Annotated in this window: 13 protein-coding genes; 6 read left to right on the top strand and 7 right to left on the bottom strand. The window is 74.3% G+C overall.

Going from position 1 to position 15,173, the window contains the following annotated elements:
- Positions 1 to 138 precede the first annotated feature (138 nt).
- Genes AB0L45_RS10750 through AB0L45_RS10725 form a run of 6 tightly spaced genes read left to right on the top strand, consistent with a single transcriptional unit; the run spans position 139 to position 7,754 of the window.
- Positions 139 to 1,230: an ADP-ribosylglycohydrolase family protein gene (locus AB0L45_RS10750; protein WP_365838235.1), complete on the top strand. Its 1,092-nt coding sequence runs from the start codon at positions 139 to 141 to the stop codon at positions 1,228 to 1,230.
- Positions 1,227 to 2,663, top strand: a complete 1,437-nt coding sequence (locus AB0L45_RS10745) for an ADP-ribosylglycohydrolase family protein (RefSeq protein ID WP_365838233.1) — start codon at positions 1,227 to 1,229, stop codon at positions 2,661 to 2,663. The genes AB0L45_RS10750 and AB0L45_RS10745 overlap by 4 nt, the downstream gene beginning before the upstream one ends.
- On the top strand, positions 2,660 to 3,898 hold the full coding sequence (locus AB0L45_RS10740) for an ADP-ribosylglycohydrolase family protein (protein WP_365838231.1): 1,239 nt from the start codon (positions 2,660 to 2,662) through the stop codon (positions 3,896 to 3,898). Before AB0L45_RS10745 ends, AB0L45_RS10740 begins: the two co-directional genes overlap by 4 nt.
- Before the next feature lie 2 nt (positions 3,899 to 3,900).
- Positions 3,901 to 5,457 carry an ADP-ribosylglycohydrolase family protein gene (locus tag AB0L45_RS10735; protein ID WP_365838569.1) on the top strand — a complete coding sequence of 519 codons (1,557 nt, stop codon included), beginning with the start codon at positions 3,901 to 3,903 and terminating at the stop codon, positions 5,455 to 5,457.
- 51 nt (positions 5,458 to 5,508) lie between these two features.
- Positions 5,509 to 6,789, top strand: coding sequence for a CoA transferase (locus tag AB0L45_RS10730; RefSeq protein ID WP_365838229.1), 1,281 nt, complete (start codon positions 5,509 to 5,511; stop codon positions 6,787 to 6,789).
- Positions 6,786 to 7,754: a CoA ester lyase gene (locus AB0L45_RS10725; protein ID WP_365838227.1), complete on the top strand. Its 969-nt coding sequence runs from the start codon at positions 6,786 to 6,788 to the stop codon at positions 7,752 to 7,754. Before AB0L45_RS10730 ends, AB0L45_RS10725 begins: the two co-directional genes overlap by 4 nt.
- Positions 7,755 to 7,837: 83 nt before the next feature.
- Here the strand turns inward: AB0L45_RS10725 and lgt are convergent, their stop codons facing one another.
- The 7 genes from lgt to AB0L45_RS10690 all read right to left on the bottom strand — a co-directional run bounded on the left by lgt (position 7,838) and on the right by AB0L45_RS10690 (position 14,867).
- The gene (gene lgt / locus AB0L45_RS10720) at positions 7,838 to 8,974 is read right to left on the bottom strand and encodes a prolipoprotein diacylglyceryl transferase (RefSeq protein ID WP_365838225.1); all 1,137 of its coding nucleotides are present in this window, start codon (positions 8,972 to 8,974) and stop codon (positions 7,838 to 7,840) included.
- A gap of 198 nt (positions 8,975 to 9,172) precedes the next feature.
- Entirely contained in the window at positions 9,173 to 10,225 is a 1,053-nt protein-coding gene (locus AB0L45_RS10715) for a thioredoxin domain-containing protein (RefSeq protein WP_365838224.1), read from the bottom strand.
- Between the two features lie 461 nt (positions 10,226 to 10,686).
- Positions 10,687 to 11,505: a tryptophan synthase subunit alpha gene (gene trpA / locus AB0L45_RS10710; protein ID WP_365838222.1), complete on the bottom strand. Its 819-nt coding sequence runs from the start codon at positions 11,503 to 11,505 to the stop codon at positions 10,687 to 10,689.
- Positions 11,505 to 12,809, bottom strand: coding sequence for a tryptophan synthase subunit beta (trpB, locus tag AB0L45_RS10705; protein WP_365838220.1), 1,305 nt, complete (start codon positions 12,807 to 12,809; stop codon positions 11,505 to 11,507). Before trpB ends, trpA begins: the two co-directional genes overlap by 1 nt.
- 296 nt (positions 12,810 to 13,105) lie before the next feature.
- Positions 13,106 to 13,339: a tryptophan synthase subunit(beta) gene (locus tag AB0L45_RS10700; RefSeq protein WP_365838218.1), complete on the bottom strand. Its 234-nt coding sequence runs from the start codon at positions 13,337 to 13,339 to the stop codon at positions 13,106 to 13,108.
- A 9-nt stretch (positions 13,340 to 13,348) separates the two neighbouring features.
- The gene (gene trpC / locus AB0L45_RS10695; RefSeq protein WP_365838216.1) at positions 13,349 to 14,158 is read right to left on the bottom strand and encodes an indole-3-glycerol phosphate synthase TrpC; all 810 of its coding nucleotides are present in this window, start codon (positions 14,156 to 14,158) and stop codon (positions 13,349 to 13,351) included.
- Between the two features lie 265 nt (positions 14,159 to 14,423).
- Positions 14,424 to 14,867, bottom strand: a complete 444-nt coding sequence (locus AB0L45_RS10690) for a DUF2752 domain-containing protein (protein WP_365838567.1) — start codon at positions 14,865 to 14,867, stop codon at positions 14,424 to 14,426.
- Positions 14,868 to 15,173 lie beyond the last annotated feature (306 nt).

The raw sequence follows: 15,173 nt of genomic DNA, 5'->3' as shown, positions 1-15,173 counted from the left end.
TACGTCCCCGTACGTGCCCGCCAACGCCCGCCCTGCTCCGCGCCCTTCGCCCCCTCCCCTCGCTCCTCCACCGGCCTCCCCGCCGCCCCTCACACCACCAACCGCCAACCGCCAACCGCTCAACAGATCGGCACGCACATGAGCGCACTGCACCTTCCGCTCCCGAAGCCCCCGTCGGTCCGGCGCCCGCTGTTGCGCCCGGTGCCGCCTCCCCGGTCCGAGTGCCCCGCCGGTCTGCGGGAGCGCGCCCGCGGCGCCCTGCTCGGTCTCGCTGTCGGTGACGCGCTCGGCGCCCCCGCGGAGAACATGAAGCCGTCGCAGATCCGTCAACGCTGGGGCCGTATCGAGGGTTTCGTGACGGACGACCCGGCCGGTACGGACGACACCGAGTACGCCGTCTTCTCCGGGCTGCTGCTGGCCGAGCACGGCTCGTCGCTCACCGTGGCGCACGTCGAGGCGGCCTGGCACCGGTGGATCGCCGACCTGGACGAAGGCCCGTTCCGCGGCGCCGGTTTCAGCGAGCGCGGCACCTTGGAGAACCTGCGCCGCGGGCTGGCCGCCCCCATCTCCGCCCAGCACCGCCACGCCTGGAGCGACGGCCTGGCCATGCGCGCCGCGCCCTTCGGCGTCTTCGCCGCCGGCCGCCCCGCCGAGGCCGCCCGGCTCGTCGCCGTGGACGGCACGGTCAGCCACGAAGGCGAAGGGATCTACGGGGGCCGGGCCGTGGCCGCCGGTGTCGCCGCGGCGATGGTGGCCGGGTCCACGGACGCCGTCATAGCAGCGGCGCTGTCCGTGGTACCCGAGGACTCCTGGACCGCCCGCTCGCTGCGCCGCGCGGTCGCCGCCGCCCAGCGCTCCCGGCTCACCCCGGGCAGCACCCAGCTCGGCACCGAGCGCGCGGTCCGCTCCGCCGTCGTCATCGGCGGCTATCCGTGGACCGACCTGGCGCCCGAGGCGGTGGGGCTGGCGTTCGGCGCGTTCGCGGCGGCGCGCGGCGACTTCAGCGCCTCGGTGCTGACGGCGGTCAACATGGGCCGGGACGCCGATACGACCGCGGCGGTCGCGGGCGCTCTGGCGGGTGCGCTGGGCGGTGCCGGAGCCGTCCCGGAGGAGTGGGCGCGGGCCATCGGCCCGGTCCGCGGCAGTTGCCTTCCGTCCATGGCCGGCTATCACGTCCTGGATGTCGCGGAGTTGCTCACTCCCCTGCCGGACGAGGTGACGGCGTCATGACCCGCGAGCCGCGCCCCGCGGGCGAGCGCCGGGCCTCGGCGGAGGCCGGTGCCACCACGCTCACCGGCGCCACCTTCCCGCCACCCGCTCGGTCCGATGCGGACCGGTCACCGGCCACCCGTCCCCCACCGAGGTGCACCGGAGCGGACCGGCGCGGCGCCCCGTTCGCGGCCGACGATCTCCCGTATGACGACGCGAGTGCCGTACCGGGCCGTATCGAAGGGCTGCTGCTCGGGCTGGCGGCGGGGGACGCCGCCGGGTGGCCGGCGGCGCGCCACCGGGCGGCGCGGATGCCTGAGTGGACCCGGCGGCTGACCCGCGAGCTCGACACGTTCGCCGAGCAGAACGCGACGACCACCCTGCCCGTCCCCATCGCCCTCAACCAGCCGCCGGAACCGCTGCGCCTGGGCCCGTCGGACGACGCCGAATGGGCGGCCTTCACCGCGGAGGCCGTCCTGACCTCCGCGGGCACCCCGCTCGGTGACCTCGGCCGGGACCGCCGGCTGCGCACCGCCATCGACCTCGCGTGGAACGCGCTGGCCGACGAGATCGCCGCCGCCGCCGAGCGGGCGCCCGAGGTCGAGTCGGCGGTGCTGCCCCTGCGCGCCCGCATCTCCGTACGGGCCGGGCTCGGCAACCTCGCCGCCGGACTCCGCCCGCCGGCCACCGGCCACGACAACCCGCACTTCTTCGACGACGCCGCCTGCGTACGGGCCTGTGTGCTGGCCGTCGTCCACCCCGGCGATCCGCTCGCCGCCGCGGAACTGGCCGAGTTCGACGCCCGGTACACCCAGGACGGCGACGGTGTGCACGGTGCGCGTGCCATGGCCGCCGCCGTCGCGGCGGCGCTCGGCGGCGCCTCGGCGGCCGCCTGCGCCGACGTGGCGCTGGCCCAGTTGCCGGAGGGGACGGAGATCCGCCGCAACGCCCTGCACGCGGTACGCCTGGCCCGCGCCGTGGCGACGGACCGTCCCGGCTCCTGTACCGGTTCCGGTGACGCGTTCGCCCTCGTGCCCACCCTGGAGCACGAGATCGTCGATCACGTCTACAGCTACGGCATCGCCGCGGCCGAGACCGTCCCGGTGGCGCTCGCCCTCGGTATCGCGGGTGGTGGCCGGCCGGCCGAGGCCGTGCCCGCCGCTGCCTGCCTGTCCCGCGTCGCCGACTCCGCCCCCGCGCTCACGGGCGCGCTGACCGGAGCGATCAGCGGTGCGCCCGGCCTCCCCGGCAGCTGGCGTGGCGCCTGCCGAATCCTCTCGGGGTGCGCACTGCCCCGCCTGGCAGGCACCGACCTCGTCGAACTGGCGGCGCGACTGGCCCGTACGGAATTGACCGCACCCCAGCCGACCGCCCACCCGCCGGGGACACCCCAGAGTCCCCGGCCCCGCCCTCGTACGTCGGAACCCCGTCCCGGAAGGACCGACCGGTCATGACGTATTCCGCCTCGCCCACACCCCAGCCCCAACCCCAACCCCGACCGCACGAACGCCAGGCACAGGTGCAGGCACCGCCGCAGGCAGAGTCCTCGTGCCCGTCCCTGGAGGACCGGGCGATCGGCTGCCTGGCCGGTGCCGCGGTCGGTGACGCCCTCGGCGGGCCCGTCGAGGGCTGCACACCGGAGCAGATCACAGCGCGGCACGGTGGCCGCGTCACGGGCATCGTCGGCCCCTTCCACGCCGACTGGCGCACCGCGCGGCCGCTCGCGCCCTACCACAAGGGCGACGGACACGTCACCGACGACACCCTCATGACCCATGCGCTGGTGCGGGTCTACGAAAAGGTCCGCGATCACCTGGACGCGTACGCCGTCGCCGAGCACCTGGTGCCCGACCTGATCGACACGCCCCGCTGGATCCCCGAGCTGGAGGCCGAGGCACTCCCGCTGCACCGTCTCTTCCTCGCCGAGAAGTGGCTGGTGACCCGGCTGCACTACGGGCACATCGACCCACGCGAAGCGGGTGTCGGCAACATCGTCAACTGCGGCGCGGCGATGTACATGGCGCCGGTCGGCATCGTCAACGCCGGTTACCCCGAAGGCGCTTACGCGGAGGCCCTGGACCTCGCCGGCGCCCACCAGTCCTCGTACGGACGTGAGGCCGCCGGCGTCTTCGCGGCCGCGGTGGCCGCCGCCTGCAAACCGCGGGCCACGCCCGCCTCCGTGGTCGAGGACGTACTGCGCCTCGCCAAGGACGGGACACGGGCCGCCATCGAGGCCGTCTGCGAAGTGGCCGGCGGGTACACGGACTTCGAGGCCGCACTGACGCCCCTGCGGACGGCCGTCGCGCCCTTCGACACGGTGGGCCCCGTCTACCGGGAGCCCTCCCTCGGGGCACGGCGCCCGTCCCGGACGCACGCCATCGAAGAGCTTCCGATCGCCCTGGGCATGCTGCTCGTCGGCGCGGGCGACTTCCGCAGCACCGTCCTGGGCTCGGTCAACTACGGACGCGACTGCGACTCCATCGCCACCATGAGCGGCGCTGTCGCGGGGGCCTTGCACGGTGCGCGCACGATTCCCGTGGAGTGGGGCGAGGACGTCTCCCGCGCGAGCCGGCTCGACCTGCGCGCCCCGGCCCTGGCGCTCGCCCGGGTCGCCCGCGAGGTCTTCGCGAGGGACCGGCAGCGCCGGCGTGACCACGAGCACGCCTTCGCCACGATCGCGGGTGCGTGACGGTGCGCCGGCAGCCGGGCGAGACCCCGGACCAGCGGCCCGGAGCCCTGCGCCTGACCTGGGTGCAGCCCGAGGACCTGATCGGGCACGAACTGCGGCAGGCCGCCGAGGACGGGCGCGACGCCTCGGCCGTCGAACGCCGCTGGCGCACGGCGGGCGGCCACCCCGCTCCCGACCGGTCCGGCGCTTCACCCCGCCCGGCGGACCCGGGCCTGCGCGCGCTGGCCGGCCGGCTGCTCGACGAACTCGCCGATCTGCCCTCCCCCTCGGCCGACGACGAGCCCACCGACCTCCCCGCGATCAGAGCGGCCTGCCCCGACTGGCCGTCCACGCCCGCCCCGGCCCCAGCCTCCGTCACCACCGCCGGGGCCCGGTCCGCGTCCACCCACCCCACAGCGGCCCCGCCCGACTCCCTCCGCCCCCGGCTGGAGGCCGCCTGGCTGGGGCGGGCGGCCGGGTGTCTGCTCGGCAAGCCGGTCGAGAAGCTGCCGCTCGCCGGGATCCGCGCACTCGCCCGGGGAACCGGCAACTGGCCGCTGCGCACCTGGTTCACCGAGGCCGGCCTGGACCCGGCGATCGCCGCCCGCTACTCGTGGAACACCCACAGCCGTGCCACCTCGCTGGCCGAGAACATCGACGGTATGCCCGAGGACGACGACCTCGACCACCCGGTGCTCGGGCTGCTGCTCCTCCAGCGTCACGGCCACGGCTTCCGCACCACCGACGTGGCCCGGCTCTGGCTCGACGAGCTGCCCGCGGGCCGGACGTTCACCGCGGAGCGCGTGGCGTACCGCAACCTCCTGGACGGGATCGAGCCCCCGCACACCGCCTCCTACCGCAACCCCTTCCGGGAGTGGATCGGCGCGCTGATCAGGGCGGACGTCTTCGGCTGGACCCGCCCCGGCGACCCGGCCGCGGCAGCGGCAGCCGCCTGGCGGGACGCGACGCTCACCCATACGGCCAACGGTGTGTACGGGGAGATGTTCGCGGCGGCCGCCATCGCGGAGGCGGCGGGCGGGCACACGGACGTGCACGGCTGCCTGCGGGCCGGGCTCGCCGTCGTACCGCGGCAGTCGCGGCTGGCCAGGGCCGTCCGGTTCGGTATCGAGACGGCGCAGGACGAACCCACCGGCTCCGACGCCGGTTTCGCGGACGTCGTCGACCGGCTCCACCGCGCCTTGGGGCACCACCACTGGGTGCACGTCCTGCCCAACGCGGCGCTGCTGGCCGCCGCCCTCACCCACGCGGACGGCGCCTTCTCCGGCTCCGTCTGCCGGGTGGTGTCCGGCGGCTGGGACACCGACTCCAACGGCGCGACGGCCGGGTCGATCGCCGGCCTCCTGGCGGGGTCACCGCACGCGCTGCCCTCCCGCTGGACGGAACCGCTCCACAACCGCCTCACCACCACCGTCAGCGATCTGAACGGCATCGGTTTCGACACGCTCGCCACCCGCACCGCCGCACTGGCCGTCAGCCGGACCTCCGGCCTTCGCACCACCGACTCCCGTACCTCCGACACCCGCGCCACCGGCCGACCTCCACGAGACACCGGCCCTTGAACGCACCTCTCCCCCAACCCGGCACACCACCCGAAGAAAGCGAGGCACCCCATGCAGCACCAGGAACCACCCGAGACCCGCCCTCCCACCGCCTCAGACGCCTCAAACGCCTCAACCACCTCAACCACCCCGATCGTCCCCCCTTCCGGCCCCCTCGCCGGGCTGCGGGTACTCGACCTGGCCACGCTGTTCGCCGGGCCGCTGGCCGCCACGCTGCTCGGGGACTTCGGGGCCGAGGTCATCAAGGTCGAGCATCCGCGGCGGCCCGACCCGTCCCGCGGGCACGGTCCCGCCAAGGACGGCGTCGGCCTGTGGTGGAAGCTGCTCGGCCGCAACAAGAAGACCGTCACGCTCGACCTCGCCGCCCCGGGAGGCCAGGACGTCCTGCGCGAACTGGCCGCCGGCGCGGACGTCGTGATCGAGAACTTCCGCCCGGGCACCCTGGAGAAGTGGGGCCTGGGCCCGGCGGAGCTGACCGCCGTCAATCCGCGGCTGGTGCTGGCCCGGGTCACCGGGTTCGGCCAGTTCGGGCCGTACGCGCACCGCGCCGGTTTCGGCACCCTCGCCGAGGCGATGAGCGGGTTCGCCGCGCTCACCGGTGAGCCGGACGGGCCTCCGACGCTGCCGCCCTTCGGACTCGCCGACTCCATCACCGCGCTGACCTGCGCGTACGCCGTCATGGCGGCGCTGCGTGGCCGGGAGAGCACCGGCCGCGGCCAGGTCGTGGACCTGGCGATCATCGAGCCGATGCTGACGGTCCTCGGTCCGCAGCCCCTCTGGTACGACCAGCTCGGCCATGTACAGCCCCGTACGGGCAACCGCTCCGCCAACAGCGCGCCGCGCAACACCTACCGCACCGCCGACGGCGCCTGGCTCGCCGTCTCCGCCGCCACCCGGTCCGTCGCGGAACGGCTGCTGCGCCTGGTCGGCCACCCGGAGTTCGTCTCCGAGCCCTGGTTCGCCACCGGGGCGGGGCGGGCCCAGCACGCCGACGAGCTGGACGCGGCGGTGGGCGGCTGGATAGCGCGGCACGGCCGGGACGAGGTGATGGCCGCGTTCGAACGGGCCGAGGCGGCGGTGGCGCCGGTCTGCGACATCCGTGGGGTGATGGAGAACGAGCAGTACCGGGCGCTGGGTTCGATCACCGAGGTCCCGGACGACGAACTGGGCACGGTCCGGATGCAGAATGTCCTCTTCCGCCTCTCCGCGACGCCCGGCGCCATCCGGTGGGCGGGGCGCCCGCACGGCGCGGACACGGACGCGGTGCTGTCCGGTCTGCTCGGCCTGTCCGCGGCGCGGATCGCGGCGCTGCGTGCGGACGGTGTCGTATGACCGCCGCCACCGCACCGGCCGCTGCCGCGCCCGCCGTCCCGCCACTGACCTGGCTGTACGTGCCGGGTGACCGTCCGGCGGTGGTCGCCAAGGCGCTGGCGTCCGGGGCCGACGCGGTCGTGATCGACCTGGAGGACGCGGTCCCCGCCGACCGCAAACCGTACGCCCTGCGGGCCACCACCGAACTGCTCGCCGCACGACGGCGCACCGCCCCCGGCTCGGCTCCCGGGCCCGCCCTCCACGTCCGGGTCAACGCGCTCACCGGCCCGTACGCCGCGACGGAGATCCGGGCCCTCGCGGCCCTCCCCGCGCTGGACGGGCTGCGGCTGCCCAAGGTCGACAGTGCCGCCGACATCCAGCGCGCCGCGGCCTGGGCGTCCGCGGCCGGCTCCGGCGGCGCGGGAGCGGTGCCGCCGCTGCACGCGCTGCTCGAATCCGCCCTCGGCGTCGAGAACGCCTTCGCCGTCGCCACCGCGCACCCGGCGCTGCGTGGCCTCTCCCTGGGCGAGGCCGACCTGCGGGCCGAGTTGGGGATACAGGACGGCTCGGGGATCGGGGACGAGGACGGGCGGGGCGAGGACGGGCTGGGCGAGGACGGGCTGGGCTGGGCTCGCGGCCGTACGGTGATCGCCGCCCGCGCGGCCGGGCTGCCGCCTCCGCCGCAGTCGGTCTTCACCGCCCTGCATGACACCGAGGCGCTGGCACGGTCGTGCGCACGGGGCCGGGCCCTGGGCTTCCTCGGCCGGGCCGCGCTGCACCCGCGCCAGCTGCCGGTGATCGAGCGGGCCTACCTGCCCACCGCGGAGGAGGTCGAGAGGGCCATGGAGACGGTGCAGGCGGCAGTCGGCCGGGCCGGTGCCTGCGCCCTGCCCGACGGCCGCTTCGTCGACCCGGCCGTGGTCGCCGCCGCCCGTCGGGTCCTGGCGCTGGCGGCCCGCGGGGCCCGGCTCGGGGAGGAGCAGTGAGTCCGCCGGAAACGGCGGCGGCCGCCCCGACCCCGCTGGGTCCGGACGGCCTCCGTCGAGCTTCGGCGGTGCGCTGCGGTGCCTCAGGACTCCTTGCCGGTCCGGCTCCCGGCCCCGGCGTCCTTCGTCAGCTTCGCGGCGCCCTTGGCCACGCTCGCCTTGCCGCTGCCCGCGGTCTCGGCAGCGTCCTCGGTGTCCTCGGCGCTCTTGGCGTCCTTGGTGCTGTTGGCGTCCTCGGCCTCCGTGGCGCTCTTGGCTTCGGTGGCGCTCTCGCCGCCCTTGCCGCGCTGGTCGCCGTCGGCGGTCGCGGTCCCAGCGCCGGCCGTCTTCGTCCCCGCGCCGGCCGTCTTCGTCCCCGCGCCGGCCGTCTTCGTCTCCGCGCCGTCCACGGCCGCTTCCAGGGCGCCCGGCTCGACGACCTCCTCGCGGCCCGGGATCTTCTTTGCCGAGATCACGATGTAGGCGATGGAGAGGACGAGGCCGATGAGCGCGGTCCACACGTTCAGGCGCAGGCCCAGGATGTGGTGGGCCTCGTCGACCCGCATGTACTCGATCCAGGCGCGGCCGGCGCAGTAGGAGGCGACGTACAGCGCGAACGCCCGGCCGTGGCCCAGCTTGAAGCGCTTGTCCGCCCAGATCACGAGCACCGCGACACCGATGCACCACAGCGACTCGTACAGGAACGTCGGGTGGTAGGTGCCGCCGACCCGGCCGATGGACGGGTCGTCGCTGATCTTCAGCGCCCACGGGAGGTCGGTGGCGCGGCCGTACAGCTCCTGGTTGAACCAGTTGCCCCAGCGGCCGACGGCCTGGCCCAGGGCGAGGCCGGGCGCCAGCGCGTCCATGTACGCGGGCAGCGGGATGCCCCGGCGGCGGCAGCCGATCCAGGCACCCACCGCGCCGAGCGCGACGGCGCCCCAGATCCCGAGGCCGCCCTCCCAGACCTTGAAGGCGTTGAGGGGGTGGCCGCCCTTGCCGAAGTACGGCTCGTACGTCGTGATGACGTGATAGAGGCGGCCTCCGACGAGCCCGAAGGGCACGGCCCACACGGCGATGTCCGCGACGGTTCCGGAGCGGCCGCCGCGCTGGATCCAGCGCTTGTTGCCGAGCCAGACGCCGATGAAGACGCCGATGATGATGCAGAAGGCGTAGCCGCGCAGCGGGATCGGGCCGAGGTGTACGACGCCCGTGGAGGGGCTGGGAATGAATGCGAGGTCCATGGCAGGGATGACGCTACCGCGCCAGGTGGGCGCGGCGACAACCCACCCGGCTACGGCTGTGTAACGACCGTCACTCTCGGCGGTCGGGCACGCCGGGCCCGGTACCGGGCCGGTGCGGCGGCCCGGACCGAGCCGTCACCCCTCCGGCCCCGCCCGATGCGGCACCAGTCCGGTCCGGTGCCGCGCCGGACCGTCTCCTCACGGTGCCGGAACCCTCTCCCCGCTCCCGCCCGTGTGTCCGGCACCGGATCCGGCGCTGTGTCCCTGCCCGGCGCTGTGGCCGGCCCCGGTGCCGTGTCCGGTACCGGCGCCCTGACCGGTCCCGGCGCTGTGTCCCGCGCCGGCCGAGGCGCCCGCGCCCGCCGAGTGCCCGGTTCCGCTGCCCGCCGAGGCGCCGACCGTGCCGCCCCCGGTCTCCGTCTTTCCGCTCCCGGCCTTGACGCCGGACGGCTTGTCCCCGGAGGCCCCGCCGCCCGCCTTCTTGTCCTTGGCGGCGTCCCGCACCTTCTGCTTGAGCCCGTCGGGGGTGAGGTTCTTCTCGTCCGCGAGGTTCTTGCCGTTCAGCAGGACGGTCGGGGTGCCCCGGTAGCCGGAGTTGGTGAAGGCGCTGTTGGACTTGTATACGAAGTCCGTGTACGTGCCCTTGTCGACGCACTGGTCGAAGGTGTCACCGGCCAGCCCGTCCACCTTCTTGGCCAGCTGCTTGAGGTACTTCTTGTCGGCGAAGCGGTCCTGCTGCTCCGGCGGCTGGTTCTCGTAGAGCACGTCGTGGTACTCGCGGAAGCGGCCCGCGTCCTGGGCGCAGAGTGCGGCGTTGGCGGCGGTGACCGACCCCTTGCCCTGCATGCTGCCGTCGATGATCGTCGCGAGGTGGTAGTCGGTCTTGAGCAGCCCGGCGTCCTCCATCTCGTGGATGGCGCCGCGGAACCCCTTCTCGAACTGGGCGCACGCGGGGCAGCGGAAGTCCTCCCACACCGTGAGCGTGGACGGGGCCTCCTTCTTGCCGACCGGCACCGCGGGCTTGTCGCTGTCCTGGGTTCCCTTGGGCAGGGCCACCTTGCCACTGCCGGATTCATCGCCTCCCGAAGAAGCGGCCCAGACACCGACGCCGCCGGCGACGGCCAGCACCGCCACCACCGCTCCGGCGACCTTCAGCTGCCGGCCGCGCCGTTCGCGCGCCTTCTCCTTCGCGCGCTGGGCCTGGAGCCGCTCACGGGCGCTGTTCTTTTTGTCTTGATTGTTCTGGCTCACGCCCCTGAACAACGAAGCGGAGGGGCACCCTCGCACCCCTCCGCCGCGTTCTTCGTCCTAACGAGGGACAGCCCTGCCGGACACCGGCCCGGACACGCGCAGGCCCCCCACTCAGACGTGCGAGCGCCCACCCGAAAAGGCGGTCCACCCACCCGAGAAAGCGGTCCGCAGGCCCGAAGGCGCCGCCCGTACGCCCGAAAAGTCCGCCCGTACGCCCGAAGAGGCTGCCCGCCCGTCCTCCGGGAACGGGCGCTCCTCCAGGAACGGCCACCCTCCCCGAGCCGGACGCCCTCCCGGAGCCGGACGCCCTTCCCGAGCTGGACGCCCTCCCCGAGCCGGACGCCCTTCCAGGGCCGGCCACCTCCCCGGTACCGAGCGCCCCTCCAAGACCGCGCACCCCTCCAGGACCAGTCACGCCACCGGCCCCGGAGGAGCCGCCCAGACACCGCCGGGCCCGTGTGTCAGCCGCGCTTGCGTACGCCTGCCGCCAGGTCGCCGGCCAGGTCGCGGACGCCCGTGAGGCCGGCCTCCAGGTCGTCGCCGGCGTCCAGCAGCCGCTTGACGAAGGCCGACCCGACGATGACTCCGTCCGCGAACTGCGCCACCTCGGCGGCCTGTTCGGCGTTCGAGACGCCAAGGCCGACGCAGACCGGCAGTTCGGTGGTGGCCCGGGTGCGCCGCACCAGGTCCTGTGCCTCGCGGCCGACCGACTCGCGGGTTCCGGTGACGCCCATCAGCGAGGCGGCGTACACGAAACCGCTGCCCGCTTCGGTGATCTTCGTGAGGCGTTCGTCGCGGCTGCTCGGCGCGACCACGAACACGGTGGCCAGGCCGTGCTGTTCGGCCGCCGCGCGCCACACCCCGGACTCCTCGACCGGCAGGTCGGGCAGGATGCAGCCGGCGCCGCCCACCGCGGCCAGGTCGGCGGCGAAGCGCTCGACGCGGTACGCGTCCACCGGGTTCCAGTACGTCATGCACAGCACCGGCGCGCCGGTCGCCGCGTACACCTCGCCGACCGTACGGATGACGTCCTTGATCTTGACGCCGCCGCGCAGCGCGATGTCGTCGGCGGTCTGGATGACCGGACCGTCCAGGACCGGATCGCTGTGCGGCAGTCCGATCTCGACGACGTCGCAGCCGCCCTCGATCATCGCGGTGACGGCCCGTACGCCGCCGTCGACGGTCGGGAAACCGGCCGGCAGGTATCCGACCAGCGCGGCCCGGTTCTCCTCCTTGGCCGCGGCCAGGGTGCTGCTGAGCAGCCCGACGTTGCCCGCCATCACTTGCTCCCCTCGTCGTGCGCGCCGAGCGCGGTGTCCGTGGCGTCGGTGTCGTCGGCCTCCACCGCGTCGTCGGCGGGCGCCCCGTACAGCCCGAAGTACCGGGCCGCGGTGTCCATGTCCTTGTCGCCGCGTCCGGAGAGGTTGACCAGGACCAGTCCGTCCTTGCCCAGGTCCCGGCCGATCTCCAGGGCGCCCGCCAGTGCGTGGGCACTCTCGATGGCCGGGATGATGCCCTCGGTCTGCGAGAGCAGCCGCAGCGCCTGCATGGCCGCGTCGTCGGTGACGGCGCGGTATTCGCCGCGGCCGGTGTCCTTGAGGTAGGAGTGCTCCGGGCCGATGCCCGGGTAGTCCAGGCCCGCGGAGATCGAGTACGGCTCGGTGATCTGCCCGTCCTCGTCCTGGAGGACGTAGGAGCGGGAGCCGTGCAGGATGCCGGGGGTGCCCTCGGTGAGGGTGGCGGCGTGTTCGCCGGTCTCGACGCCGTGGCCGCCGGGTTCGCAGCCGACCAGCCGTACGGAGGCGTCCTGGAGGAACGCGTGGAAGAGGCCGATGGCGTTCGAGCCGCCGCCGACGCAGGCCACCGCGGCGTCCGGGAGGCGCCCGGCGCGCTCCAGGATCTGGCGGCGCGCCTCGACGCCGATGACCCGGTGGAAGTCGCGGACCAGGGCCGGGAAGGGGTGCGGTCCGGCGACCGTGCCGAAGAGGTAGTGGGTGCGGTCGACGTTGGCGACCCAGTCGCGGAACGCCTCGTTGATGGCGTCCTTGAGGGTGCGGCTGCCGGACTTCACGGCGATGACCTCGGCGCCGAGCATCCGCATCCGGGCGACGTTCAGGGCCTGCCGCTCGGTGTCGATCTCCCCCATGTAGATGGTGCATTCGAGGCCGAAGAGGGCGCAGGCGGTGGCGGTGGCCACGCCGTGCTGGCCGGCGCCGGTCTCGGCGATGACGCGGGTCTTGCCCATGCGCTTGGTGAGCAGCGCCTGGCCCAGCACGTTGTTGATCTTGTGCGAGCCGGTGTGGTTCAGGTCCTCGCGCTTGAGGAAGATCCGGGCACCACCGGCGTGTTCGGCGAACCGCGGCACCTCGGTCAGGGCGCTGGGCCGGCCGGTGTAGTTGACCATCAGGTCGTTCAGTTCGGCGGCGAAGGCCGGGTCCGCCTTGGCCTTCTCGTACTCGGCGGCCACCTCGTCCACCGCGGCGACCAGCGCCTCGGGGATGAACTTGCCGCCGAAGTCACCGAAGTAGCCTCCGGCGTTCGGGACCTGACCCTCCGGGTCCGGGATGAAGAAGTCAGAAGACATCCGACGTACTCCTCGATACGGGGCTCGCGCCCCGGAAGTGCGGGCATACGGGCATCACGGTGTGCGGTGCGTCCCGCCGGCCCCGGGCGCCGGTCGCGCGTACGGCGAGCCGGCGGCAGGGCGGGGACTGAGGAGCGCTGCACGGGCCACGGCCTTGCGGCGCCCCGTCCGGGCACCTGACCACGAGGGCAGGGGACGGGACGGAACGGCACACAGGCCGACAAGGCGAGAACGAGCCGACACAAGGGGCGAGACCCCCGTACGGGGATCAATCACCCACACTCGGCAACGAGCGGCTACAGCGCGCCGTACCGACGCCATCGCCGGCCGTTGATCTGGCCCGGCTCCGCGCCGATGTGGTACCTGACCCGCCGGCCGCGCACCCGGCGCGCCGGCGCCCGGCAGCCACGCGGCCGGCACCCACGCCCCAGCGCCGCGTGCGGATCGCGCGCGGCACCGGCCGCGGCGAGCACGCCGGCCGGCCCCGGGAGGGATCCCGGGCCGGGGCGGTGGGGGCGGGTGGCGGTCATGGTGCGGGGTCAGCCCCGTCCGTGCCGGATGGCGGGATGGGAACCGGCCGCGACCAGGTCGGCGACGGCGGTCTTCGGGTCCTTGCCGGTGACCAGCGACTCGCCCACCAGCACCGCGTCGGCGCCCTCGTTGGCGTAGGCGATCAGGTCGTGCGGTCCGCGCACACCGGACTCGGCGATCTTGACGATGTGGTCCGGGATCTCCGGCGCGATGCGCGCGAAGTTCCCGCGGTCGACCTCAAGGGTCTTCAGGTTCCGGGCGTTGACCCCGATGATCCGCGCACCGGCGTCCACGGCCCGCTGGACCTCTTCCTCGTCGTGCACCTCGACCAGCGGCGTCAGCCCGATCGACTCGGCCCGCTCGATCAGCGAGACCAGTGCCTCCTGCTCCAGCGCGGCGACGATCAGCAGGGCCAGGTCGGCGCCGTACGCGCGGGCCTCCCACAGCTGGTAGGCGGTGACGATGAAGTCCTTGCGCAGGACGGGGATGTCGACCCGGGCCCGTACGGCCTCCAGGTCGGCGAGCGAACCGCCGAACTTCCGCTGCTCCGTCAGCACGGAGATGACCGCCGCGCCACCCGCCTCGTAATCGGCGGCGAGGCCGGCCGGGTCGGCGATGGCGGCGAGCGCGCCCTTGGAGGGGCTGGAGCGCTTGACCTCGCAGATCACCGTGACGCTGTCGCCCTTGAGGGCCGCGACGCCGTCCTTGGCCGGGCGCGCCTTGAGGGCCCGCTCCTTGAGCTCGTCGAGGCCGACACGCGCCTGCCGCTCGGCAAGGTCGGCGCGGACTCCCTCGATGATCTCGTCGAGCACACTCACGCGAGCGGCCTCCTTCTTGAGCGGTGGAGGGTGACAGTCGCCCTCCGGGCCAGTTTCACCCCGTCAGGCTCTCCGATGGTATCCGTCGAGGGGCAAAGGTCTCACATCCGGTTGACGGCGGTCCCACCAGGTGGACGGAAAGGTCGGCCATCGGGCGATGAAGCCGCAGGTCGGGAAGGGTTTGTGGGTGCTGTGGCGGGGTCGCGTCACCCGTGATCCACAGCTCGCCCGGCGGCTCGGCCCGGCTGCCCGGGCGCGCTCTCCTTTACGGAGTCAGCCATTCCCCCGACGGGAGATTGCGTACGACCATGAAGGCCAGCAGCAGCCCGCCCAGCGCCCACCAGTGCCCCGCTCGCGGCCGCGGGCCCGCCGTCGGGAGTCCGCGGGCCGCCCGTACGGCCCAGGCCGTCCAGAAGAGCGAGAAAGCCGCGTAACCGGCGACCGCCAGGAGGTTGGCTCCGGCGGCCGTGGCAAGGTCGCCGTGCGCGACGGCGTGCGCGCTGCGCAGTCCGCCGCAGGCCGGGCAGTAGGTGCCGGTGAGCGCGAGCAGGGGGCAGGCCGGGTAGTGACCGGGCTCGTTGGGGTCGACCACCCCCACGAAGGCGAAGGAGGCGACGACGGCCGCCAGCACGCCGAGCGGCGCCGCCAGCCGCCGGACGAGGCCGTGGGCGGGGCGCGGGCGAACGGGCCGGTGGCCGGTCCCGGCCACCGGGACCGGCCCGCCACCGGCCGGAGCCGCAGGTTCACTCACGTGGCGATTGTGCTGCCGTACGGGCAGGGCCGCAGCCCACGGGCCGCCGTACGGACGACCGAACGCCCCACCGGCCCGACGGCCCACCGGCCCAGCCATCCAGCCACCCACCGGCCCAACGACCCACCGGCCCAACGACCCACCGGCCCAGCCACCCACCGGCCCACCGGCCCAACGACCCACCGCCCCAGCCACCCACCGGCCCACCGGCCCAACGACCCACCGCCCCACCCAACAGCCCACGGGCAAGCAGCCCCCCGAACA

This window comes from Streptomyces sp. NPDC052496 (assembly GCF_040679095.1).
In the GTDB taxonomy this organism is placed as follows: domain Bacteria; phylum Actinomycetota; class Actinomycetes; order Streptomycetales; family Streptomycetaceae; genus Streptomyces.
This window is presented reverse-complemented; position numbering and strand designations above follow the sequence as displayed.